This window comes from Streptomyces sp. NPDC054765 (genome assembly GCF_053612065.1).
On record NZ_JBSHBP010000004.1, the window covers coordinates 22913 to 47817 of the forward strand.

15 protein-coding genes are annotated in these 24905 nt (G+C 71.6%); 8 read left to right on the top strand and 7 right to left on the bottom strand.

Annotated elements, in window-relative coordinates; translation table 11 throughout:
* Nucleotides 1-168: 168 nt before the first annotated feature.
* From ACWGJY_RS04160 to glgX, 7 genes are all read right to left on the bottom strand, one after another.
* The gene (locus tag ACWGJY_RS04160) at nt 169-1800 is read right to left on the bottom strand and encodes a M4 family metallopeptidase (RefSeq protein ID WP_453259242.1); all 1632 of its coding nucleotides are present in this window, start codon (nt 1798-1800) and stop codon (nt 169-171) included.
* Nucleotides 1801-2088: 288 nt separating this feature from the next.
* Nucleotides 2089-4368: a M4 family metallopeptidase gene (locus tag ACWGJY_RS04165; protein ID WP_453259243.1), complete on the bottom strand. Its 2280-nt coding sequence runs from the start codon at nt 4366-4368 to the stop codon at nt 2089-2091.
* Between the two features lie 608 nt (nt 4369-4976).
* Nucleotides 4977-6812 (bottom strand): ABC transporter ATP-binding protein, encoded by a 1836-nt coding sequence (locus ACWGJY_RS04170; RefSeq protein ID WP_453259244.1) that lies wholly within the window; start codon nt 6810-6812, stop codon nt 4977-4979.
* Nucleotides 6809-8638, bottom strand: coding sequence for an ABC transporter transmembrane domain-containing protein (locus tag ACWGJY_RS04175; RefSeq protein WP_453259245.1), 1830 nt, complete (start codon nt 8636-8638; stop codon nt 6809-6811). The genes ACWGJY_RS04170 and ACWGJY_RS04175 overlap by 4 nt, the downstream gene beginning before the upstream one ends.
* A gap of 45 nt (nt 8639-8683) precedes the next feature.
* The gene (locus ACWGJY_RS04180; protein WP_453259246.1) at nt 8684-10645 is read right to left on the bottom strand and encodes an ATP-binding cassette domain-containing protein; all 1962 of its coding nucleotides are present in this window, start codon (nt 10643-10645) and stop codon (nt 8684-8686) included.
* Nucleotides 10642-12606 carry an ABC transporter ATP-binding protein gene (locus ACWGJY_RS04185; protein ID WP_453259247.1) on the bottom strand — a complete coding sequence of 655 codons (1965 nt, stop codon included), beginning with the start codon at nt 12604-12606 and terminating at the stop codon, nt 10642-10644. Before ACWGJY_RS04185 ends, ACWGJY_RS04180 begins: the two co-directional genes overlap by 4 nt.
* 124 nt (nt 12607-12730) lie before the next feature.
* Entirely contained in the window at nt 12731-14986 is a 2256-nt protein-coding gene (gene glgX, locus ACWGJY_RS04190) for a glycogen debranching protein GlgX (RefSeq protein ID WP_453259248.1), read from the bottom strand.
* Nucleotides 14987-15228: 242 nt separating this feature from the next.
* Here glgX and ACWGJY_RS04195 point away from each other — a divergent pair, with 242 nt between their 5' ends.
* From ACWGJY_RS04195 to ACWGJY_RS04230, 8 genes are all read left to right on the top strand, one after another.
* A complete protein-coding gene (locus ACWGJY_RS04195; RefSeq protein WP_453259249.1) occupies nt 15229-16545 on the top strand; it encodes an Ig-like domain-containing protein in 1317 nt (438 codons plus the stop codon).
* A 172-nt stretch (nt 16546-16717) separates the two neighbouring features.
* Nucleotides 16718-17950, top strand: coding sequence for a L,D-transpeptidase (locus ACWGJY_RS04200; protein ID WP_453259250.1), 1233 nt, complete (start codon nt 16718-16720; stop codon nt 17948-17950).
* A gap of 83 nt (nt 17951-18033) precedes the next feature.
* On the top strand, nt 18034-18801 hold the full coding sequence (locus tag ACWGJY_RS04205; RefSeq protein WP_453259251.1) for an enoyl-CoA hydratase/isomerase family protein: 768 nt from the start codon (nt 18034-18036) through the stop codon (nt 18799-18801).
* A gap of 264 nt (nt 18802-19065) precedes the next feature.
* Nucleotides 19066-19617: an ATP-binding protein gene (locus ACWGJY_RS04210; protein WP_453259252.1), complete on the top strand. Its 552-nt coding sequence runs from the start codon at nt 19066-19068 to the stop codon at nt 19615-19617.
* Nucleotides 19618-20009: 392 nt separating this feature from the next.
* Nucleotides 20010-22091: an alkaline phosphatase family protein gene (locus ACWGJY_RS04215; protein WP_453259253.1), complete on the top strand. Its 2082-nt coding sequence runs from the start codon at nt 20010-20012 to the stop codon at nt 22089-22091.
* Nucleotides 22092-22351: 260 nt separating this feature from the next.
* Complete coding sequence (locus ACWGJY_RS04220; protein WP_453259254.1) at nt 22352-22888, top strand: hypothetical protein; 537 nt, start codon at nt 22352-22354, stop codon at nt 22886-22888.
* Between the two features lie 55 nt (nt 22889-22943).
* On the top strand, nt 22944-23729 hold the full coding sequence (locus tag ACWGJY_RS04225; protein WP_453259255.1) for a DsbA family protein: 786 nt from the start codon (nt 22944-22946) through the stop codon (nt 23727-23729).
* The gene (locus ACWGJY_RS04230) at nt 23726-24766 is read left to right on the top strand and encodes a cytochrome c biogenesis CcdA family protein (RefSeq protein ID WP_453259256.1); all 1041 of its coding nucleotides are present in this window, start codon (nt 23726-23728) and stop codon (nt 24764-24766) included. The genes ACWGJY_RS04225 and ACWGJY_RS04230 overlap by 4 nt, the downstream gene beginning before the upstream one ends.
* Nucleotides 24767-24905: the final 139 nt, after the last annotated feature.

The window sequence follows — 24905 nt, forward strand, 5'->3', positions numbered from 1 at the left end:
GGTGGCATGCGAAAGGCGGCGGCATGCGAAAGCCCGTGGCATGCGAACGGCGGAGGCATGCGAAGGCGGAGGCATGCGAAAGGCGGTGCCCGGAGAAGAGTTCTCCGGGCACCGCCCGCACCGGGGTGGGCTCACCCCGGGATGATCAGCACGTTCCCGCTCGGTGCGTTACTTGACGGCGACACCGTTCCATGCGGCCTCGACGCCCTTGACCTCGGGGCTGCCGGCCTTGTACAGGTCGGTGGCGGCCTTGACGGTCGCCTCGCGCGCACCCTTGTAGTCGGTGTTCGAGGTCATGTACTCGGTCAGGGCCTTGAACCAGATCTTCTCGGCCTTGTCCCGGCCGATGCCCTCGACCTTGGAGCCGTCGGCCGTCGGGCTGTCGTACTTGACGCCACCGATCTCCTTCGCGCCGCTGCCCTCGGACAGCAGGTAGAAGAAGTGGTTGGCGACGCCTGAGGAGTAGTGCGGGTCGAGGCCACCGGTGCTGGAGTCCCAGAAGTCCTTCGACTGACCGTCCTTGGACGGCTTGTCCATGTAGCGCAGCGGCTTGCCGTCACCGTTGATGTTGATCTTCTCGCCGATGAGGTAGTCGCCCGGGTCCTGGGCGTTCTTGGCGTAGAACTCGACCGAGGTGCCGAAGATGTCCGAGGTGCCCTCGTTCAGGCCGCCGGACTCACCGCTGTAGGTGAGGTTGGCGGTGGCGGAGGTGACACCGTGCGACATCTCGTGCGCCGCGACGTCGAGGGCGGTGAGCGGGGCCTTGTTGCCCTCGCCGTCGCCGTACGTCATGCAGAAGCAGCTGTCGTCCCAGAAGGCGTTGACGTAGCTGTTGCCGTAGTGGACGCGCGAGGAGGCACCCTTGCCGTCGCCCTTGATGCCGTTGCGACCCTGGACGTTCTTGTAGTAGTCCCAGGTCTCGGCCGCGCCGTAGTGGGCGTCGACGGCAGCGGTCTGCGGGTCGTCGGCCTTGCCGGTGCCCCACTTGTCGTCGTCGTCGGTGAAGGCCTTGCCGTCACCGGACTCGCCGTTCTCCAGGTTGGTGGTCTTGTGACCGCCGCGCTCCTTGTCGGTCAGCGTGTAGCCGCTGCCCTCCTTGGTGGTGCCCAGGTCGACGCTGCCGCTGAACTCGCTCTCGCCCTTGCCGGTACGGATCTCGTCGTACTGGAACAGCTTCTTGCCGCTGTTGGCGTCCGTGATGAGGTGCATCCGGCTGGGGGTGCCGTCCTTCTTGACACCCTTGACGATGGTGTCGTAGGCGAGGACGGGCGTGCCGGAGGCGGCCCAGACGACCTTCTTGGGGGTCTGCGCGTCGGCCTTCTTGGCGCTGAGCGACTTCGCCGCGATGCCCTGGGCGGACTGCGCGGCAGCCGCCGGGGCGATCTTCGCCGTGGTGGAGGCCACCTTCACCGACTTCTCGGTCGACTTGGTGGTGCTCTTGATCGCGCCGCCCTTGGCGGTGTGCACGACCAGGTCGCCGCCCAGCACCGGCATTCCGGCGTAGGTGCGGTCGTAGCGGGTGTGCGTGGTGCCGTCGGCGTCCTTGATGACGTCCTTGACGACCAGCTTCTCCTGCGCGCCCAGGCCGAGTTCCTTGGCGGTCTGCGCCTTGGTGGCGCTCGCGTCACGCAGCAGTTCCGCGCGGTGCGAGGCGCTCAGCTTGAGGGGTGAACCGTCCGCGGTGGGGGCCTGGACGGGCGAGGCACCGGCGGTACCTGCGGTGATACCGGCGGCCAGGAGGGCCGCCGCCGCGAGGGCGGTACCGGTGACACGGGCCTTACGGGACATGTGGGGGGTCACGCGTGCTCCTTCAACTTTGCCAAGTGGTGGGGGTGCAAAGCGATGCGGGTGTGACGTGCGTTCGGGAAGACTGCCATTCGAACGCGTGCATGTCAGGAGGGTGTTCGGAGTTTGGCTGAAAATTGTCCGTAGAGAGGTGATCGCTGTTCGTATAACGGAGCTGGGCGCCACCCCCGAAGATCCGGGAGTGACGCCCAACAGGGTTGCCCAGCGGGTCAGTTGCGACGTGCGGTGATCCGCCGACCCGCCTATGTCACACCAGGGTGACGGCCGGGTGCCGACGCACGATCAGAACGTCAGCTTCCAGCTGTTGATGTAGCCGGAGTCCTGTGCATAGACGTCCTGAACCCGCAGCTTCCAGGTGCCGCTCGCCTTCTCGGAGGAGGCGTTGACGGTGTACGTCGTCTTCACGTCGGCCGCCGAGTCGAACGCGCTGGAGTTCTTCAGCCGGTAGGCCGTGCCGTCCGGGGCGATCAGGTCGATGACCAGGTCGCCGCGGTAGCTGTGGACGATGTCCACCCCGACCTTGAGCGTGCTCGGGGCGTTGCCGCTGCGGGTGACGTTGACCGGCGAGGCGACCGCCGCCCCCGCGTCCGGGATGGCCACGTCGTCGGTGTTCTCGAAGACGTTGCCGCCGCCGGAGGTGCTGACCGTCCAGGTGAAGGCGGCCGTCCCGGTCTTCTTCGCGGCGTCGGTGACCGTGACCGTCACATTGCTGGTGCCGGCCGCGGTCGGCGTCCCGGAGATCAGCCCGGAGGCCGCGTCGATCGACAGTCCGGCGGGCAGCCCGGTCGCCGCGTACGACAGCGCGCCCGCGGTGCCGCTGGTCGCCTTGATCTGCAGGCCGGCGGGCTGGCCCACGGTGCTGGACTGGTTGCCCGGGTTGGTGACGGTGACCGCGCCGCCGTCCGGGACGCGCGCGCCGACGTTGACCGCCGCCCAGGTGTTGGCGACGGTGTTGTACGTCGCGCTGCCCTGGCCGAACAGGTCCGCCGCGGCCTGCAGGGTGGCGGTGCGGGCGCCCGCGTAGTTGGTGTTGGCGCTCATGTACTGGCTGAGTGCCTTGAACCAGACCTTCTCGGCGTTGGCCCGGCCGATGCCCGGCACCGGCAGGTTGTCGAAGGTCGGGCTGTCGTAGTGGACGCCGTTGATGTCCTTCGCGCCGCTGCCCTCGGACAGCAGGTAGAAGTAGTGGTTGGCGACACCGGACGAGTAGTGCACGTCCTTGTTGCCGACGGTGCTCGACCAGTAGTCCGCCGACTGACCGTCCTTGGACGGCTTGTCCATGTAGCGCAGCGGGGTGCCGTCGCCGTTGATGTTGATCTTCTCGCCGATGAGGTAGTCACCGGGGTCGGCGGGGTTGTTGGCGTAGAACTCCACCGCCGTGCCGAAGATGTCCGAGGTGGCCTCGTTGAGGCCGCCGGACTCGCCGCTGTAGTTGAGCCCCGCGGTGGCCGCGGTGACGCCGTGCGACATCTCGTGGCCGGCCACGTCGATGGCGGTCAGCGGGTCGGCGTTGTTGCTACCGTCGCCGTACGTCATGCAGAAGCAGCCGTCGTCCCAGAAGGCGTTGACGTAGCTGTTGCCGTAGTGGACGCGGGAGTAGGCGCCGACGCCGTCACCGCGGATACCGCTGCGGCCGTGCACGTTCTTGTAGTAGTCCCAGGTCTCCTGGGCGCCGTAGGCCGCGTCGACACCGGCCGTCTGGGCGTTGGCGGTCGTGCCGTCGCCCCAGGTGTCGTCGGGGTCGGTGAACAGCGTGCCGGTCCCCGAGGATCCGTGATTGAGGTCGTACGTCTTGTGGTTGCCGCGGGTCGGGTCGGTCATCGAGAAGTTCGGGGCCGAGCCCGAGGTCCCGAAGGTGACCTTGCCGCTGTACTCGCTGTTGCCGATGCCCTTCTCGATGCCCTGGTACTCGTAGAGCTTGGCGCCGGTCGTGGCATCCGTGATCACGTGCAGCTGGTTGGGGGTGCCGTCGTCCTGCAGCCCGCCGACCACCGTCTCGTAGGCGAGCAGCGGCTTGCCGTCGGCGACCCAGATCACCTTGCGCGGGGCCTTGGCGGCCTCGGTCTTCTTCGACCCGAGCGACTGCGCCGACTTCACGGCCTTCGCCTCGGCGGCGGCCGGCCGCACCTTCGCGGTGGTGGTCGGGACCGCGAGCCGGGAGCGTACGGCCTTGGTGACGCCCTTGAGGGCGCCGCCCTTGGCCTGGTGCACCACGAGGTCACCGCCGAGGACGGGCAGTCCGTCGTAGGTGCGCTCGTAGCGGGTGTGGACGGTGCCGTCGACATCCTTCGAGATGTCCTTGACGACCAGCTTCTCCATCGCGCCGAGCTTCAGCTGTCGCGCGGTCTCGGCGGTGGTGGCACTGGCTGCCCGGATCAGCTCCGCACGCTGGGACGGGGACAGCTTGGCCGGCAGCGCGCCGGGATCGGGGGTGGCATGCGTGGTGCCCGGCCGCGGGGCGGCCGCCGTGCCGGTACCGGCCTGGACGCCGACTGCCAGCATCGCGGTGACGGCGACGAGTGCACCGGTCGCAACAGCGCGTCCATGGGGGGTGCGTCTCACACTGACTCCTTCTGCGGTGGCCGCTGCGTGGCGATGCGGCCGAGGGGGACCGGGCGGCAAAACGGCCGTCCGGGCAGAGCGAGGCAGAACTCTTGGAGCGTGTGGGGGGAGACGTACGGGTGGAGCGGGGCGTACGGGTAGTGCGGGGCGTACGGGTGCAGCGGGTGGAGCAGGTGGAACCTGCGGCCGCAGGACGGGTGCTGTGGGGATCCGTGCGGCGACTGCGGGGAAGAGTCCCACCGCAAGTGGCTTGTTGTCAGGCACCGTTCAACGAATTGGCCGGAAACCGTCCGTTGCGCGAAATCGGTGTCCGGAAGACGGACGGCCCGTGATCGGCGGCGCAACCCGTCCACGCCCTTTCAAACCTCCCAAAACCGCTTGAACCGCAGCTCATAGCCGTCCGGATCCCGTCCATGAAGATCCGTCCCCAGGGCGGCTCCCCGGGCTCCGGGGGCAGACCGGAGCGCTTCTCCCCGGCGTACCTCCTCACGCGCCGTCGGCGCCACGTACGGTGACGGTCCGCCCGAGGCCCGGCGAGCGGGACGACGGGACGGTGAGGACCGGGCGGTGAAGGCGGGACTGCGAAGGCGGGATGGTGAAAAACCGCCCTAGCCGTGCCAGGAGCGCCACAGGGCCGCGTACGCGCCTTCCGCCGCCACCAGCTCGTCGTGGGTGCCCAGTTCGGTCAGCCGGCCGCCCTCCATGACGGCCACCCGGTCCGCGTCGTGTGCGGTGTGCAGCCGGTGGGCGATGGCGATGACCGTACGGCCCTTGAGGACGGCGGCCAGTGCGCGTTCGGTGTGGCGTGCCGTACGGGGATCGAGCAGTGCGGTGGCCTCGTCCAGGATCAGGGTGTGCGGATCCGCCAACACCACGCGTGCCAGAGCCAGCTGCTGGGACTGGGCGCCATCGGGGCGGTGGCCGCCGGCACCGAGACCGGTGTCCAGGCCGGCCGGCAGTTCCCCGGCCCAGTCGGCGCCCACGGCGGCGAGGGCGGCGCGCAGCGTGGCGTCATCGGCCTCGGGCGCGGCGATCTGCAGATTGTCCCGGACGGTGCCGAGGAAGACATGGTGCTCCTGTGTCACGAGGACGACCTGCCGGCGCAGCGTCTCCGGGTCCAGTGCGGCGATCGGCACCCGCCCGACCGTCACCGAGCCGCTGCGCGGCGCGTCGATACCGGCCAGCAGCCGCCCCAGGGTGGACTTGCCGGCTCCCGAGGGGCCGACCAGGGCCAGGCGTTCGCCGGGGCGGACGGTCAGGTCCACGCCCTGCAGGACATCGCGGGGGGCGGCGGAGCGCGGGCCGCTGCCCGTGCTGTCGTAGGCGTAGTGGACGGCGGTGACGTCGATGCGGTCGCCGTCGGGGGAAGCCTCGGGGGACGGGTGAGGCAGGAGGGCCGCCGGGGTGGTCCCGGCCGTCCGCGGTGACCGGGCCAGGCCCTCGACGCGGGCGAACGCGGCGCCGCTGCTCTGCAGTTGTTCGACCCAGAGCAGGATCGTCGCCAGCGGCTCGGACAGCTGCCGCAGATACAGTGCCGCGGATACCACCACGCCCAGGCTGATCCCGCCCTGCCCCTGCAACGCCCCGCCGATCAGCAGGACGCCGACCACGGGCAGGACATAGGAGACGTCCACGGCGGGCAGCAGCACGCTGCGCAGGAACAGCGTGCGGGTGCGGGTGCGGCGGCACCGCTCGACGGCCCGCTCGCTCGCCGCCGTCCGGCGCTCCTCCAGCCCCAGGGCCTCGACGGTCCGGGCGCCCGTGGCGGTGGCCGCCAGCAGCTCGGCCAGCGCCGAGGTCGCCGCCCCCTCCGCCAGATACGCGGCGTGTGCCCGGCGCAGATACCACCGGACCGTCACCAGGCCGCACAGCAGCCCCAGCCCGCACGCGCCGAGCAGCGGTTGGAGCACCACCACCGCACCGAGCAGGAACAGCACCTGCGATCCGGCGATGAACACCTCCGGCGCCGCGTCCCGCAGTGTCTGTGCCACCGAGGTGACGTCCGAGGTGCCACGGGCCGTCAGATCGCCGGTACCCGCCCGCTCCACCGTCGCGGCGGGCAACGCCAGCGCCCGGTCGACGTACTGCTCACGGATCCGCGCCACGGTTCGCTCACCGAAGCGGTGCCCGACGAACCGGGCGTACCGCGCCAGCAGCAGCTGCGCCACCGCGCACACCAGGATGACCATCGCCAGCCGGTCCACCGCGCGTACCGAGCCGCCGTCCCGCACGGTGTCCACGATCCGGCCGAGCAGCCACGGGCCGGCCAGGCCGGCGCCGGCGGCGAGTGCGTTCAGCGCGAGCATCAGGGCGAAGGCCCGGCGGTCCCGCCCGATCAGCCGGAGCGCCGCCCGCCGGGTGGCGGCCGGATCGGCCACCGGGAGCGCCGCGCCGTCCGCCGGCGCGTCGTCGGTCCGTCCGGACCGTGGGGTGGCTGCCCTCATCGCGCGCCCTCCTCCGCCACGGACACCCCGGCCGCGCCCGCGGGGCCGGTGCCGTCGTCCTCCCTGTTCTTCCCGTTCTCCCCGTACTCCCCGCCCTCGCCGCGGGAGACCAGGCGGCGGTATCCGGGCTGACAGCCGAGGAGTTCACGATGGCTGCCGACGGCCGCGACCGTGCCGTCGACGAGGAAGTACACGCGGTCGGCCCGGTCGAGCAGGAGGGGGGAGGCGCTGGTGACGACCGTCGTCCGGCCCGCACGGGCGGCGTGCAGCCGGGTCGCGATGGCCGCTTCGGTGTGTGCGTCGACCGCCGAGGTCGGTTCGACGGCGAGCAGCACCTCGGGGTCGGCCAGCAGGGCCCGCACCAGTCGCAGCCGCTGGCGCTGCCCGCCGGAGAGATTGCGGCCCCGGGCCTCGACCGGTGCGTCGAGCCCGTCGGGCAGACCGTGGACGATGTCCTCGGCCATGGCCGTACGCACGGCGTGGCCGATCGCCTCCTCGGTCCGGTCCCGGCGCCCGGAGATCACCTCGCGCAGCGTCCCGGAGAACAGATCCGCTTCGTTGTCCGCCACGAGGATCCGCTCGCGCAGCTGCGGTGGCGCGATCTCGTCGAGACGTACCGCACCCCAGGCCGCGGCCGAATCCGCGAACCGGCCGAGGCGGTCGACCACCGCCGCCGACTCGGCCGGCCGGGCGGTGGCCAGCGCCGTCAGCAGGCCGGGCGCCACCTCGACGCCCGAGACCGGATCGTGCAGCGCGGACGGGATGCCGGGAGGGTCCTGCGCCACGCCGGTATCGCCTGGGTGGTCCGTGCGGTCCGGCTCCAGCGCCAGGAACCGCACGACCCGCCGGGCGGCCACCAGTCCCCGGGTGAGGTCGTAGCCGCCCTCGATGAAGAACGACACCGGCACCACCAGCGCCGCCGCATAGCCGTAGACCGCCACCAACTCACCCACGGTGATGGACCCTTGGGCCGCCATCCGTGCCGCCGGCCAGGTCACCGCGGCCAGGAACAGCGTCGGCAGGCCGACCCCGAGCGCCTGGACCCAGCTCGTTACCGCACCGACGCGGTACCCCTCGTGGCACAGCGTCTGCGATGCGCGCCGGTAGCGGTCGGCGAACACCTCTTTCCCGCCGAGGCCGTTGAGTACCCGCAGCCCGCCGACCAGGTCCGTCAGTCGCTCCGCCAGCCCGCTCTGCCGTTCGCGGTACCGCGTCTCCGCTCCCTGCAGCCGTCCCAGCAGCGGTCCGACCAGCACCGCGAGCAGTGGCACACCCAGCAGCACCACCACGGCCAGTACCGGCGAGACGGCCAGCAACAGGACGGCGACGACCGCATACGCCAGCACCCCGCCGACGCCGGGCCCGGTCATCGTCAGCGTCTGGCTGATCACCGCGACATCGCCGATCCCGATCGTGACGACCTCCCCGGCCGTCACCTTGTGGGACAGCGAGGCCCCCAGCCGCAGCGTCTGCGCCACGACGGCCCGCACCGTACGGAAGGTGGCGTCCATGCGGATCCGGGTCATCGTGCGATGCCGCATGACCGCCAGCCAGGCGTTCACCGCTCCGACGGCCAGCAGCGCCGCCACCCAGCCGGCCAGCACCGGCATCCGGCCGGGCACCAGCCCGTCGTCGATGGCCCGGGACAGCACATACGGCGGCAGCATCAGCCCCACCATCCACAGACTCCCGTACGAGGCGCCCGCCGCCACCCGCCTGCGCTGGCTGACCACCAGCCACCACAGATACCGCCCGGCACCGCGATGGCCGGGAACGACCGGGCCGCCGTCCGCCGTGGCCGCGATGCCGTCCGCCGAATCTGTCATGCTGTCCGCCCCCTCATGCGTCCGCCCCTCATACCGTCCGTCCCCTCAGGTCGTCTGCGGGCCCACGCTGTCCCGCCATGCCCGGTGCAGCTCCGCGAACCGGCCCCGGCCGGCGATCAGGTCCTGTGGCGGGCCGTCCTCGATGATCCGGCCGTCGGCCATGACCAGGACCCGGTCGGCGATCTCGACGGTCGAGAGGCGATGCGCGATCACCAGGGCCGTACGGTCCTGCAGCACCGTGGCCATGGCGCGCTGCACCGCGCGTTCGCCGGGGATGTCCAGGGAGCTGGTGGCCTCGTCGAGGATGAGGACGGCGGGGTCGGCGAGCAGGGCGCGGGCGAAGCCGACCAGTTGGCGCTGCCCGGCCGAGATACGGCCGCCGCGCTTGCGGACGTCGGTGTCGTAGCCGTCCGGCAGTGCGGTGATGAAGTCATGGGCGCCGAGGGACTCCGCGGCGCGTTCGATCTCCTCACGGGTGGCGTCCGGGCGGCCGAGGGCGATGTTGTCGGCGACCGTGCCGGAGAACAGGAACGCCTCCTGGGTGACCATGACGACATCGCGGCGCAGCGTGGTGGTGGACAGCGCCCGCAGATCGACACCGTCGAGCAGCACCTGGCCCTCGGTCGGGTCGTAGAAACGGGCCAGCAGCTTGGCGAGGGTGGACTTCCCGGCGCCGGTGGCACCCACCACGGCGACGGTCGCGCCCGCCGCCAGGGTCAGATCGAAGCGGGGCAGCACCTCGCCGCCGGAGCGGTAGGCGAACCGGACGCCGCGGAAGGTGATCTCGCGGCCCGCCCGGCCCGCCGCGACGGCCGGCAGCGCGGCAGGTGCCCCGGGCTCCGGGACGCCGGGGCGAAGGGCCAGCAGACCGGCGATCTTCTGGAGGGAAGCGGCCGCGGATTCGTACGAGTTGAGGAACATCCCGAGCCGGTCGATGGGGTCGTACAGCCGCCGAAGATAGAGCACCCCGGCTGCCAGCACACCGAGCGCCAGCCCTCCCGTGGCCACGCGATAGGCGCCCCACACGACGAGCGCGGCCACTGCGGTGTTGGCCACCAGCCGGGAGGAGACGGCGTAGCGCGCCATCTCCAGGGAGGTGTCGCCGTTGACCCGGGCGTGGTCGTGGTTCAGCCGGGCGAAGGCGGCGTCGTTCGGGCGCTCGCGGCGGAACGCCTGCACCGGGCGGATGCCGTTGAGGGTCTCGGTGAACTTCACGATGACGCCCGCCATCGCCGTGGACTTCGCGCTGTAGACCCGGTGCGAACGGCGCCGGAAGGAGCGTACGAGGAGGGCGAGCGGTCCGGCGGAGACGAGGGCGGCCGTGCCGAATCCCCAGTCCAGCCAGACCAGGGTGGCGGTGATGCAGACCGTCGAGAGAACGATCGTGATCAGCTCCTGCAGCCCCTCCTCCAGGAGTTCACGCAGCGACTCCACGTCCGTGGTGGCGCGGGAGATCAGCCGGCCGGACGTATAGCGCTCGTGGAAGTCCAGGCTCAGCGCCTGCGCATGCCGGAAGATCCGGCCGCGGAGGTCGAGCAGCACATCCTGACTGACCCGGGCGGAGAGCTGGACGAAGCCGAACTGCAACCCGCCGGACGCCACCGCGCACAGCACCGCCGCCACCGCCACGGCGATCAGCGGCCCGTGATCGCCCGCCCGCAGCGCCGGCACCGCCCTGTCGAGCGCGTAGGCGACCAGCAGCGGACCGGCCTGCACGGCGGCCTGCTGGAGCAGCAGCGCAACGGCCACCCACCGGACCCGGCGCCGGTGCGGCGCCAGCAGGGAAGCCAGGAGGGTGCGCGAGGCCCCCTTGGGGGTGGGGAGCACATCGCGGGCGAAGGCGTCGGTGGCGGGGGAGCCCTCGGCCTCCGGGGTGCCCTCGGCCTCCGGGCGGTGGGGCGGGGCAGGAGGCCGTTGCTGCGGGCCGGAGTGCCCTGCGGGAGGCCGTTGCTGCGGGGCGGACTCCTCGGGGTCGTCGGGCGGGAGGCCGGTTGCAGTGGTGGTCAACGTGCGCCCTCTCCCTCGCCGGACATCAAGGTGGCGTACTCGGGGTTGTCCCGGAGCAGTTGGTGGTGGGTGCCCACGGCGGCGATCCGGCCGCCGGACAGCAGCGCCACCCGGTCGGCGAGCTGGACCGTGGACGGCCGGTGGGCGACGACCAGGGCGGTGGTGGCCGCCAGGGCCCGGCGCAGCGCCGCCTCCACCAGGGCCTCGGTGTGCACATCGAGGGCGGAGAGCGGATCGTCGAGAATCAGGAAGCGCGGCCGGCCGACCACCGCACGGGCCAGGGCGAGCCGTTGCCGCTGCCCGCCGGACAGGCTCAGCCCCTGCTCACCGACCTGGGTCGCGCTGCCCTCGGGGAGGGCGTCGACGAATCCCTCCGCCTGCGCCACCGCCAACGCCTGCCGGAGAGCGCCGTCTTGGGCACCCTCTCCGCCCATCAGCACGTTCTCCGCGGCGGTCGCCGAGAAGAGTGTGGGCTCCTCGAAGGCCACCGCGACCAGCGCACGGGCCTCGTCCCGGCTGAGCGTCGCCAGATCGTGCCCGTCGAGGGTGATCCGGCCCGCGGTCGGGTCGTAGAGCCGCGGCACCAGTGCCGTGAGCGTGGTCTTCCCGCTGCCCGTCGCCCCGACCAGCGCCATCGTCTCGCCGGGCCGGATGTGCAGGGTGAGGTCCTTGAGGAGGGGCGGGGCGTCCGGCGGCGCATCGGGGTAGCGGAACTCGATGCCGGAGAAGACCAGTCCGCCGGTGCCGGGCGACGCGGGGAACCGCTGGGCTGGTGCGTCCGTGGGCCGTGCGGTGGGGGTCGGCGCGTCCGTGGTCGGTGCGTCCGCGGGGCGGGCGGTTGCGGTCGGTGCGTCCACGGGCGGCGCGCTCCCGGTCGGTACGTCCCTGTCCCGTGCGTCCCCGCCCCGTACGTCCCCGGTCCCCCTGCCCTTCGCCGATTCCTCCACCGCGGGCTCATCCATGACCTCGAAGTACCGGTCGGTGGCCGTTGCCGCCTCGTTGCCCATGGCCAGCAGGAAGCCGGTCGATTCCACCGGCCAGCGCAGCGCCAGCGCCGTCGACAGGAACGCGACGAGGGTGCCCGCGGACAGCTCGCCGTCCGCCACCTGCACCGCGCCGCACACCAGGGCGCCGCCGATCGCCAGCTCCGGAAGGAGGGTGATGCAGCTCCAGATCCAGGCCAGCAGCCGCGCCTTGCCGAGCTCGGTGGCCCGCAGCGCACGGGTCAGCTCGTGGAAGGCACGAGCCTGGCTGCGATGGCGCCCGAAGCCCTTGATGATGCGGATGCCGAGCACCGACTCCTCGACCACCGTCGTCAGATCGCCGACCTGGTCCTGGGCCCGGCGGGCCGCCCGCCCGTACTTCGCCTCGAAGATCGCGCACAGCACCATCAGCGGTGGCACCGGTGCCAGCAGCACCAGGCCCAGCGACCAGCGCTGGACCATGAGGATCACCGCGCCTACCAGAATGGTCACCCCGTTGACGAGCAGGAATGTCAGCGGGAAGGTGAAGAACATCCGCAACAGCTGAAGGTCGGTGGTCCCCCGTGACAGCAACTGGCCGGAGGGCCAGCGGTCGTGGAAGGCGACCGGCAGCCGCTGCAGATGGCGGTACAGCGCCTCGCGCATCGCCGCCTCGACCCCGGCCAGCGGGCGCGCCACCAGCCAGCGCCGCAGTCCGAACAGCAGCGCCTCCGCCAGTCCGAGGAGCAGCAGGAAGACGCCGCCGAGCCATGCCCCGCCCGGGTCGCGCTCCGCTACCGGCCCGTCCACCAGCCACTTGAGCACCAGCGGGATGACCAGGCTGATGCACGAGGCGAGTATCGCCACGCACGCGGCCGTGCCCAGGCGCGCCCGCACCGGGCGGATGAACGGCCACAGGCGCAACAGCGAGCGCACTGCGGAGCGTTGGGGTAAGGCGGTCCGGTCGGTCGGGTTCGTCGTCTGCGCGGTGTCGGCCATCATTCGCGAGCGTAAGCCGCCCCACTGACAACGTTCACCTGGATTTCTGCCGCGCACCGCAGCGGCCCGCTGTTTCGAGCCGCCGGCGGGCCGCCGCCCGCGCACCGGCCGCCGGGCCCGTGCCTCATCCCGGCACCGCCCGGAGCAGCACCACCGACCGCCCGGCCAGCGTGATCGAGCTGCCCGCCGCGTACGGCGGTTCCGCCGCCCCCGGCTGGTCCTCCCGTGCGGTGTCGACGAGGAGCTCGTAGGCGCGGGCCCAGGGCGGTCCGGGCAGGGTGAACGTGCGGGGCCGGGCGGCGGCGTGGAGGATGGCGAGGAAGCTGTCGTCGACGATGCGGATGCCCCGGGCATCGCGCTGGGAGATGTCGTTCCCGGAGAGGTACATGCCCAGCGTGGCCCCCGGGGTGAACCAGTCCTGTTCGGTCATCTCCGTACCGTCCGCGGTGAACCAGGCGAGATCACGCAGACCGCCCTGCTGATCCGGCCGCCCGGAGAAGAATGCCCGGCGGCGGAGCACGGGGTGCGCGCGCCGCAGGGCGATGAGCCGGGCGGCGAGGCCGGCCAGCGGCCGCCACTGCGGATCGTCCAGCAGCGACCAGTCGACCCAACTGGTCGGACCGTCCTGGCAGTAGGCGTTGTTGTTGCCGTGCTGGGTGCGGCCCATCTCGTCACCGGCGACCAGCATCGGCACGCCCGTCGAGAGCAGGAGGGTGGTCAGGAGGTTGCGCAGCTGGCGGTGGCGCAGCCCGGTGACGGCCGGGTCGTCACTCTCGCCCTCGGCGCCGCAGTTCCAGGACCGGTTGTCGTGGGTGCCGTCGCGGTTGCCCTCCCCGTTGTCCGCGTTGCGTTTGTGTTCGTAGGTGACCAGGTCGCGCAGGGTGAAGCCGTCGTGCGCGGTGACGAAATTGACCGAGGCGTACGGGCGGCGGCCGCCCCAGGCGTAGAGGTCGCTCGATCCGGAGAGCCGGTAGCCCAGGTCGCGGACATCGTGCTGGGCCCCGCGCCAGAAGTCGCGGACGGTGTCGCGGTAGCGGTCGTTCCACTCCGTCCACAACGGCGGGAAGGCGCCGACCTGATAGCCGCCGGAGCCCACGTCCCAGGGCTCCGCGATCAGCTTGACCCGGCGCAGCACCGGGTCCTGGGCGATCACCGCCAGGAACGGGGAGAGCATGTCGACGTCGTGCAGGGAGCGGGCCAGCGCGGCCGCCAGATCGAATCGGAAGCCGTCCACACCCATCTCGGTGACCCAGTAGCGCAGCGAATCGGTGATCAGACGCAGTACCTGGGGCTGGACGACATGCAGGGTGTTGCCGCAGCCGGTGTAGTCGGCGTAGCGGCGGGCTTCACCCGCCAGACGGTAGTAGCCGCGGTTGTCGATGCCCCGCAGGGAGAGCGTCGGGCCCAGCTCGCCGGCCTCCGCGGTGTGGTTGTAGACGACGTCGAGGATCACCTCGATCCCGGCGTCGTGCAGCGCCCGCACCATCCGTTTGAACTCGCCGACCTGCTGCCCCCGGGTCCCGGTGGCGGCATATCCGGCATGGGGCGCGAAGTAGCCGATGGAGTTGTAGCCCCAGTAGTTGCGCAGGCCCCGGCGCACCAGATGGTCCTCATGGGCGAACTGGTGCACGGGCAGCAGCTCGACGGCGGTGACGCCGAGCCGGACGAGGTGCTCCAGCGCCGCGGGGTGCGCGAGCCCGGCATAGGTGCCGCGCAGCCGCTCCGGGATACCGGGGTGGCGCATCGTGAAGCCGCGCACATGCAGTTCGTAGAGGATGGAATCCGGCCATGGTGTCTTGGGCCGGCGGTCGTCCTCCCATTCGTCGGCGCCGCCCTCGTCCCCGGTGTCCTCGCCGACCACGACGCCCTTGGGGACGTACGGCGCCGAGTCCCGGTCGTCGCGCACGGTGTCGGCGACCTGCTGCTCCGGCCAGTCGCGGACATGTCCGTAGAGCGGGGCGGGCAGTGCGAACCCCGGTCCTGACGGCTCGGTACGGGTGCCGAAGTCGCCGTCCACGGCCCTGGCGTACGGGTCCAGCAGCAGCTTCGCCGGATTCCAGCGGGCGCCGCTCCAGGGGTCCCAGCGGCCGTGCACCCGGTAGCCGTAGCGCTGGCCGGGGCGGACGCCGGGCAGAAAGCCGTGCCAGATCTCATGGGTGAGCTCGGTCAGCGCATGGCGCGTCTCGCGCTCCGCGTCGTCGAAAAGACACAGCTCCACGGCCTCGGCGCCGCCCGCCCACAGGGCGAAGTTGGTGCCGGCGATGCCATCGGGGCCGGTGCGGTACCGGGCCCCCAGTGGGGTGGGGTTACCGGGGCGGATGTCCGCGGGTGGGGCGAGTGGTTCATCCGCCACCGCCTCCTGCTCGGGTGCGCTCGACACGTGCCGGCCTCCTGCGGCTCATGGCTCGGTCGGGCGGTGTCCCGGCATGGGGGTGCCCCCCAGCGCCGGCTGGGGGAGTCCCGGCCGTGCAGGTGTCCCGCCCTCCCCGTTGTTCTTCCCGCAACCAGGCGTTGCCGCACGCTTCTCACGGCGAGGGCTGATTGTTCCGCGCCGCGCTGTTCGTGACATTCCCTTACGCGACATACCTCCCAACTTGGGCATCATCCGTCACAATCCGGTATATGACCGCCCATCAGCAGGACCGAGCAGGGGACCGAGCCGAGCACTGCCAGGGAATCCGGGTGCGGAGCCGGGTGCCGGACCGGGCGCGGGGCCGGGCGGGCCGCCCGGCGGCGGTGCGGGCGGCCCGCCGTACCCGCGTCGTGCTCGCCGCCGTGGCCGGGCTCGCCGGGGCGGTGGCGCTGGCCGGCTGCGGCGATGCGGAGGTGTTCGACGGCGGTAAACCGCGCTCCCCGGAGGAAGCGATCCGGGTCGTCCCGCACAACGGCGCGCACGGCGTACGGGCCGACGGACGGTTCGAGGTCCGGGTGCCGGAGGGGCGGCTGGAGCGGGTCGAGGCCGGCCGGACCGGTGGGGCCGGCCGGCAGCCCGTCGCGGGGCGGATCTCGCCGGACGGCATGACCTGGCGGCCGGTGCCCGGACGCCTCCAGCTCGGTGCGAAGTACACCGTCGACGTGGTGGCGCTGGACGGCGCGGGCCACCGTTCGGCCCGCCACACCACCTTCACCACCGCTGCGCCCGTCCGCCGCCTCACCGGCCGTTTCTCGCCGCAGAGCGATGCCACGGTCGGGACCGGCCTGATCTTCTCGCTGGTCTTCAACCGGCCGGTCGCCGACCGCGCGGCCGTCGAACGCGCCGTCAAGGTCGGTGCCCGGCCCGCCGTCGGCGTCGCCGCCCACTGGTTCGGCCACCGCCGGCTGGACTTCCGGCCCCGGGAACGCTGGCGTCCGGGCACCGAGATCACCGTGGATCTGCGGCTGCGCGGGGTGAAGGCCGGAGCGGGCGTCTACGGGACGCAGCGCCGGACCGTCCACTACCGGGTGGGCCGGGACCAGGTCAGCGTGATCGATGCCGCCCGGCACACCATGACGGTGCGCCAGGCCGGCCATGTGGTGGCGGTGCTGCCGGTCACCGCGGGCGACGACGAGAACCCCACCTACAACGGGACGATGGTGATCCTGGAACGGCATTCGATGACGCGGATGGACGGCGACACCGTCGGCTTCGGCGGTGAGTACGACATCCCGGACGTGCCGCACGCCATGCGCCTGACCAGGTCCGGGACCTTCCTGCACGGCAACTACTGGGCGCCGCCGGAGGTCTTCGGCGGCCTCAACACCAGCCATGGCTGCGTCGGGCTCAAGGACATCAAGGGCGGCGGCCCCGGCACCCCGGCCGGCTGGTTCTTCGGCCGCTCGATCGTCGGCGACACCGTGGTGGTGCACGGCTCCCCGGAGCGCACGGTCGCGCCGGACAACGGCCTCGGCGGCTGGAACATGCCGTGGGAGCTGTGGCGGGCCGGGTCCGCGCTTCACTGACCGGCGACCCGCCCGCCGCCTGCTCCCGCACCACCCCCGCACTTGGGACTGAACGGTGACGTTCACGGGGAGTTCACTGTCACCGCGGTGTGGTTATCTAACGGCAAGCGCGCGGCTGTCCGCGTCCGCGCGCGGGGCACCGCGGGCCGTGCGAGGGGAAAAGGGGCCAGTCGTGAACGTCCAGCCGAATTCGGGGGAGCCGGCTCGCCGGCGTCGATGGCCGCGCAGGAGCGGGGGTCCGGCCCTCCTGCTAGGTGCGATGCTGCTGCTGGTGAGCGCGTGCGGCGGCGACGGCGACGGTGACAAACCGGCCGGCAAGGCCGGGGACAGGGCCGCCTCGCAGGCGGCCGTGACGATAGCGCCCAAGGACGGCGCGCGGGACGTCGCCACCAGCGGTGTGCTGAAGGTGACCGCCCGGAAGGGCACGCTCAAGTCCGTCAAGGTCAAGGACGGCAAGGGCAACGAGGTCGACGGGCAGATAGCGGGCAGCGGCGCCCTGTGGCGGCCGAGCGGCCATCTCGGCGCCTCGACGGAGTACACCGTCGACGCCATAGCGGTGGACGGCCAGGGCCGGGAGGCCGCCGAGCACTCCAGCTTCACCACCCTCGTCCCCAAGAACACCTTCATCGGCCAGTACACCCCCGAGAACGGCCAGCAGGTCGGCGTCGGAATGCCGGTCTCGCTCCGCTTCACCCGTGGTATCACCGACCCCAAGGCCGTCGAGAGCGCCATCAAGGTCAGCGCGGAGCCGTCGGTCCCGGTCAAGGGCCACTGGTTCGGCAACGACCGGCTCGACTTCCGCCCCGAGAAGTACTGGGCGGCCGGCACCAAGGTCACCCTCAAGCTCGACCTCAACGGCGTCGAGGGCCGGCCCGGTGTCTACGGCACCCAGACCAAGGAGGTCTCGTTCACCATCGGCCGCAGCCAGGTCAGCACGGTCGACGCCGAGTCGAAGCAGATGACCGTGGTCCGCGACGGCAAGCGGATCAAGACCATCCCGATCACCTCGGGCGCGCCGGGCACCGAGACCTACAACGGCAAGATGGTGATCAGCGAGAAGCACCTCGTGACGCGGATGAACGGTGACACCGTCGGCTTCGGCGGCGACTACGACATCAAGGACGTGCCGCACGCGATGCGGCTGAGCACCTCCGGCACCTTCATCCACGGCAACTACTGGTCGGGCAGCGCGACCTTCGGCACCCGCAACGCCAGTCACGGCTGTGTGGGCCTCTTCGACCAGCGCGGTGGCGGTGACAGCTCCACCCCGGCGGCGTGGTTCTTCCGCAACTCCCTCATCGGCGATGTGGTCGTCGTCAAGAACTCCCATGACGAAACGATCCAGCCGGACAACGGCTTCGGCGACTGGAACCTCTCCTGGGAGAAGTGGCAGGCCGGCCGGTAGGACGGCCGCGGGACGGCCGGGCCCGGTGCACTGTGACGGAGTGCACCGGGCCCGATGCCGTTAACGCGTACTAACCTTCCGGCATGACTGTGAATCTCGAGGTCGCCGACGGCGTCGGCATCATCTCCCTGGACCGTCCGCCGATGAACGCACTGGACATCGCCACCCAGGACCGGCTGCGAGAACTGGCCGAGGAGGTCACCCGCCGCGACGAGGTGCGTGCCGTCGTCATCCGGGGCAGTGAGAAGGTGTTCGCGGCCGGCGCGGACATCAAGGAAATGCAGGCCATGGACCACCCGGCCATGGTGGCGCGCTCCAAGGCCCTGCAGGACTCGTTCACCGCCGTGGCCCGGATTCCCAAGCCGGTGGTCGCCGCGATCACCGGCTATGCGCTGGGCGGCGGCTGCGAGTTGGCGCTGTGCGCCGACTTCCGGATCGCGGCCGACAACGCCAAGCTCGGCCAGCCGGAGATCCTGCTGGGCCTCATCCCGGGCGCAGGCGGTACCCAGCGGCTGGCGCGGCTGGTGGGCCCCTCCAAGGCCAAGGACCTGATCTTCACCGGGCGTCAGGTGAAGGCCGACGAGGCGCTCACCCTCGGGCTGGTCGACCGGGTGGTGCCGGCCGCCGAGGTCCACGAGCAGGCGCACGCCTGGGCGGCGCGGCTGGCGGCCGGTCCCGCGCTGGCGCTGCGGGCCGCCAAGGAATCCGTCGACGCGGGTCTGGAGACGGACATCGACACCGGTCTGACCGTCGAACGCACCTGGTTCGCGGGGCTGTTCGCGACCGAGGACCGCGAGACCGGCATGCGCAGCTTCGTCGAGGAGGGTCCGGGAAAGGCCAAGTTCCGCTGAAACAGCTGATGTTGGCGGGAGGGGTGAGGTTTGGCCGCGGTGCAATGCCTCGTGTGGGCGAAAAAGAAAAGGCTTAATTGCACCTTAAGGCAGCCTTGTTGACGTGTCCGGCCGCGCCCTCGGACATCCCGTGCCACCGCAGGTCAGCCAGGCCGCACCGGAACCTTAACCGCCGTTGGCAGATGTCTCGCCGGGGGGCTGGAACCGACGATTCCGGACAATCGATTCCGTCGGTTCCGCCCCCGTGGACGCCACGCAGCAGCCATGATGGGGCGCATGGCGGGCCTCGAAGGAATGGAGCATCCGCGGCCACGGAGCGATCCGGCCGCCGCACGACGGGGCATCCCCGGTGCGGACGGAGACACCGCGCCGGCTCGCCGGGCACCGGAGTCCGTGGCACTCGATCTGGTCGGCGACCCCACCCTCGGTGCGGTCCGGCTGCCCTCGCGCCCCCAGTCCGCCGGCATCGCCCGCCGGCTGACCGCCGCCGTACTCCTCACACAGTGGTCCCTGACCCCCCAGCTCACCGAGCATGCCGTGCTGCTGGTCTCCGAGCTCGTCGGCAACGCCGTGCGGCACACCGGGGCCCGTACGTTCGGGCTCCGGATGCTCCGCCGCCGTGGCTGGATCCGTATCGAGGTGCGCGACCCGTCCCGCGGACTGCCGTGTCTCATGCCGGTCCAGGAGATGGACATCAGTGGCCGCGGACTCTTCCTCGTCGACAAGCTCTCCGACCGCTGGGGCGTGGATCTGCTGCCCCGCGGCAAGACGACCTGGTGCGAGATGCGGATCGCCGACCGCGCAGATGGGTGGTAGAGGGGGCGCTGAGCCGGCTGATGCGCTCGCGCCGCCTGGTGCGCGACGTTGAGACCCTGCCCCCTGCACGAAGTCGCGATCCGCCGGCAGTCCGGCGCAAGGACCGACGCCTCCATGCCTCCAGCTCGGTGCGGCACGACCGATCCCACAGCCGCATCGCGGCGGCTGTCCTCATCCCAGCAGCTGACCCTGCCCGACCACGCCATGAAGAACACGACTTACGACTGTCGTGAAGGGCGCACGCCACCACATATACGCAGAAGTTGACAACCTCGCAGTCGATGTCCTGCTGATCGCTCGGCCGGTGTTCACGCAGAGTTGGTGTCGTATCGCTTCGATGAGCGGGCTGCCCCACCCATCCCCGACTCTCCATGCCCATGTGAGGAGCTTCCATGGTCCCCGATCCGATCATCCCGACGTCCGAGTCCGAGCTCGGCGACAGACCCGAGACGACGACCGGCACCACCCGCCGTAGGTTCCTCCAGGGCACGGGGGCCGCCGCCGGGGCGCTGGTGCTCGGCGCGACCGCCGGGGCGGGCGGCGCGTACGCCGCTCCGACGCCCAGGTACGTCGTGCCAAAGGGCTTCAAGGGCAACATGTCCGACCTGAAGCATGTCGTGATCCTCATGCAGGAGAACCGGTCCCTCGACCACTACTTCGGCACGTTCCCCGGCGTACGCGGCTTCCACGACAAGCAGGCACTGCGGTTCCAGGACGGCACCACCGTCTTCCAGCAGAAGGACGGCAGCGGCAACATCGTCACCCCGCAGGCCGACGACGGAGCCTGGGGCAACGACCACGGAGCCTGGGGCGACGTCGACCATCGCAAATGGGACCTGTGGGTGCAGCACAACGGCGCCAGCTGCATGAACTACCACAGCGACGCCTACATGAGCTTCTACCACTCGGTCGCCGCGCAGTACACCATCGCCGACCAGAACTTCTGCTCTGAGTTCGGGCCGACCGACCCCAACCGAAAGTACCTGTGGAGCGGTACCGCCAACAGCGAGACGGGCAACACCGATGAGTCCAACTACTCCCGTTCCTGGATCACGGTGGCCGAGCAGCTCCAGCAGGCCGGCATCGACTGGCGGCTCTACTCCGACAACAGCGGCAACGGACGACAGGGGTACCTCAGCACCTGGGTCGGCGACTACGGCGACAACGAGCTGAAGTACTTCAAGGGGTTCGACCCGGAGGGGCTGAGCGCCGACGACCCCAAGCTGCGGCCCGGCACCGGGCTGATCTGGCGCGGCAACGCCACGTACTACTCCGGCACGACCTCGCCGAGCGACGACTCGGACGACAACCTCGACGCGGTCCTCAAAGACTTCCATGACGCCTGCCGGCCGGGCGCGGAACACCCGCTGCCGGCGGTCTCCTGGATCGTGGCGCCGTACGGCTGGTCCGAGCACCCGAGCGCGGACACCCTGCACGGCGAGCGCTACGTCAAGAAGGTGCTCGACAGCCTGCAGAGCAACCCCGATATCTGGAACCACACCCTCTTCATCCTCAACTACGACGAAAACGACGGGAAGTTCGACCACGTGCTGCCGCCGTGGCCCGAGCCGGGCACGGCGCGTGAGTACGTCGGCGACTACCCGCTCGGCTTCGGCCCGCGGGTGCCGATGCTGCTGGTCTCGCCGTGGACCCGCGGCGGGTACGTCGCCTCGGAAGTCTTCGACCACACCTCGACGATCACGTTCCTCGAGACCTGGGCGACCCACCTCGGCAAGCCGTTCCGCTGCCCCAACATCAGCGACTGGCGGCGCTCGATCGCGGGCGACCTGACCAGCGCGCTCGACTTCGCCCACCCGCAACCGGGGCCGGCCACCTTCCCGGACCCGCTCGCCGAGCAGTCGGTGTCGATCGCCGCCGACCACATGAAACCGCGCCCGCTGAGCTTCCATCCGCACGCGACGGTCTCGGAGGACCACGCGTCGGGGACGGTCACCGCCAGGATGACCCTGACCGGCGGCCCGAAGGACAAGGCCTTGAGCTTCCAGGTCTTTCCCGACAAGTACCAGGCGTTCTCCAGCACGCCGTTCACCGTCACCGCGCGCAAGCCGCGCGAGTACACCTGGGACGCCAAGGCCACCGACGGCAAGTACGCGTTCTCGATCTACTCCAACGACGGCTTTGTGCGCTCCTTCGCCGGCCAGGTCGCGCCCGCCGGAAAGCGGGACGGTGGCCTCCCGCGCGTGGAAGCCGACCTGCTGAAGGGCGAGGGCACCACGCACGAGGCCCAGGTGAAGCTCACGTTGCACAACGACGGCACCAAGCCGGTGCACTACACGCTCACCGCTCACGACTACCTCGGCGGCACCCGGAAGGTCACGGTGGCGCACGGCGAAACGAAGGTCGTCATGTGGCCGACCCAGGAGGGCTACTACGACGTGGTCGTCACTGTCGACACCGACACGACCTGGACGCAGCGCTACGCCGGCCGGATCGCCACTGCCGGAAAGGGCTGATCGGCAGGACATCCGTGGCGACGGCGGCCGTCCTGACCGCCGTCGCCACGGTGCTCGCCGTGGTCGGGGACCGGAAACGCAGCGGCAGCCACCGCGCCGGTCCCCGGACGCTGCCGAGAGCCGGTTTCCCTGGCCCAGGTGCCCCACCGGCCCGGCCGGGGTGCCCCGACGGCCCGGAGGCCGGTCGGTGCTCCGCTCGCGCGGTGACGGTCCGTAGGATGGGACGTCATGCTCGCGCGAGGTACGGAGAGGAGGAGGACATGCACCAGGTGCGCCGGTCGGCCACGCTGACGCTGCTGCTCCTCCTCGCCGTCACCTTCGGGCCGCTGCTGTGCCGCATCGGCGGCGACCAGGCCTGGCTGGCGGGCCGGGCGGTGTCGGCCGCGGCGGCATGGCGCACCGGCGATACGACGGCGGCCTCCCCGGCCACGGCCTCCCCGGCCACGGCCTCCCCGGCCACGGCCTCCCCGGCCACCGCGAGCCGGGCCACCGCGAACCCGGCGGGCGTCGACGCACCCGCACGGCCGGCCGCCGCCGACAGCGGTCCGCGGCTCGATCCCGATGCCCCGATCGCCGTTGCCCATGCGCCCAAGAGGTGCTCGGACCGGCATGCGCCGGGGCCCGGCGAGTCCGCCCCGCTGCCCTCCCCGCACCGCGGTGAGCCCCTCGCCCCCGCCACCACCGGCCCGGGGCCGCTCGCCGCGGACCTGCCCGCGCAATGCGCGCTCGCCCGGCCGCCGACCGCCGGCGCGCCCGCCATCGATCACACCGCGCTCCTGCCCGTACTGCGGATATAGGCCGCTGCCCCGACGCACCCGGCCTGCATTCCCCCCGTACGTCTGGAGCTTCCGCATGCCCGTTTCCGCCTCTCCCACCCGCAAACTGGCCGCCATCGGCGCGGTCATCGCCCTCGTCGTGGCCGTCATCGCCATCGGGGTCGCCGTCGGCACGTCCGTCGAGGGCGACCGCGGCACCGACCGCACCGGCGCCCCCGAGGCCGCCTCCTCCGCCGCGCCCGAGGAGGACCCCGCACAGCAGAAGATGTTCGACGACCTCGCCAAGCGGACCAGCCGGCGCCAGGGCGGCGACCCGCTGGCCGTCGGCAGGAAGGACGCCCCGGTCGTCCTGGTCGAATACGCCGACTACCAGTGCTCGTTCTGCGGCCGCTTCACCCGCGAGACCCAGCCCGCACTGATCAAGAAGTTCGTCGGCAAGGGCACCCTGCGCATCGAGTTCCGCAACTTCACCGTCTTCGGCGCCGACTCCGAGCGGGCCGCCCGCGCCTCCTGGGCCGCCGGGCAGCAGGGCAAGTTCTGGCAGCTCCACGACGCCCTGTACGCCAAGACCCGTAAGGGCCAGGCGCTTGCCGAGGACAAGCTCGTCGAGCTGGCCCGCACGAGCGGGGTGGCGGACATCGAGAAGTTCCGCGCGGACCTGAAGAGCGCGGACGCCGACCGGGCGCTGAAGAAGGACCAGGACGAGGGGTACCAGCTCGGGGTGCAGTCCACGCCGTCCTTCCTCATCAACGGCCGGCCGGTCGCCGGGGCCCAGCCCGCCGGGGTCTTCGCGCAGGCGATCGAGGACGCGGCGGCGCGGGCGGCCGGGAACGGACCGGCGGCCAAGGGGGCCGGGAAGTGAACGACATCGGCTATCTGGCGGCCTTCCTGGGCGGTGCGCTGGCGCTGCTCAGCCCGTGCAGTGCGTTGCTGCTGCCGGCGTTCTTCGCCTACTCCCTGTCGACCCCCGGCCGGCTGGTGGCCCGTACCGGGGTGTTCTATCTGGGGCTGGCCACGACGCTGGTGCCGCTCGGCGCAGCCAGCACGGCGGCCAGCCGGCTCTTCAACGGCCACCGCGATCTGCTGATCGCCGTCGGCGGCTGGGTCGTCATCGCGATGGGTCTCGCCCAGATCCTCGGCCTGGGCTTCGCCTCCCGGCGTGCGCAGGCCGCCGCCGCGAGAATCACCCCGCGGTCGGCCGTCTCCACCTTTCTGCTCGGCTGTGTCTACGGCCTGGCCGGCTTCTGTGCGGGCCCGATCCTCGGCGCGGTGCTGACGGTGACGGCGGTCAGCGGCTCGCCGCTGTACGGCGCCTCGATGCTCGCCGTCTACGCACTGGGCATGGCGCTGCCGCTGTTCGTGCTGGCGCTGCTGTGGGACCGCTGCAAGCTCGGCACCCGGGGCTGGCTGCGAGGCCGTGAATTCACCCTCGGAAAGCTCCGGCTGCACACCACCTCGGTGCTGTCCGGGGTGTTCTTCATCGGCATCGGGGTGCTTTTCCTGCGGTTCAACGGGACCAGCGCACTGCCCGGAATTCTCGACGCGGACGCCGAATTCCGGGCCGAGGAATGGGCGGCACGGATCGGCAACGGTGTACCGGACCACGTCCTGATCGCGGTGGCCGCGCTGCTCGTCGCCGGGGTGCTCGGCCGGATCGCGCTCCGCCCGGAGAAGAAGCCGCGGGGCGGTACGGCACCGCTCCGCGGCGGTGGCGGGGCCGGGAGCGGGCGGTCGTCGGGCGGAACGGAACGGCCGGGGGAGGACGCCGGCCGGCCAGGGGGAGACGTCGACCGGCCGCGGGAAGACGTCGACCGGCCGCGGGAAGACGTCGACCGGCCGCGGGAAGAGGCCGACCGGCTGCAGGAAGAGGCCGACCGGCCGCGGGGCGGGACCGAATAGCCGCGGGGCGGGACCGAATAGCCGCGGGGCGGGGCCGGATGGCCGCGGGGCGGGGCCGGATGGCCGCGGGGCGGGGCCGGATGGCCGCGGGGCGGGGCCGGATGGCCGCGGGGCGGGGCCGGGCCGTGGAAAGACGGCG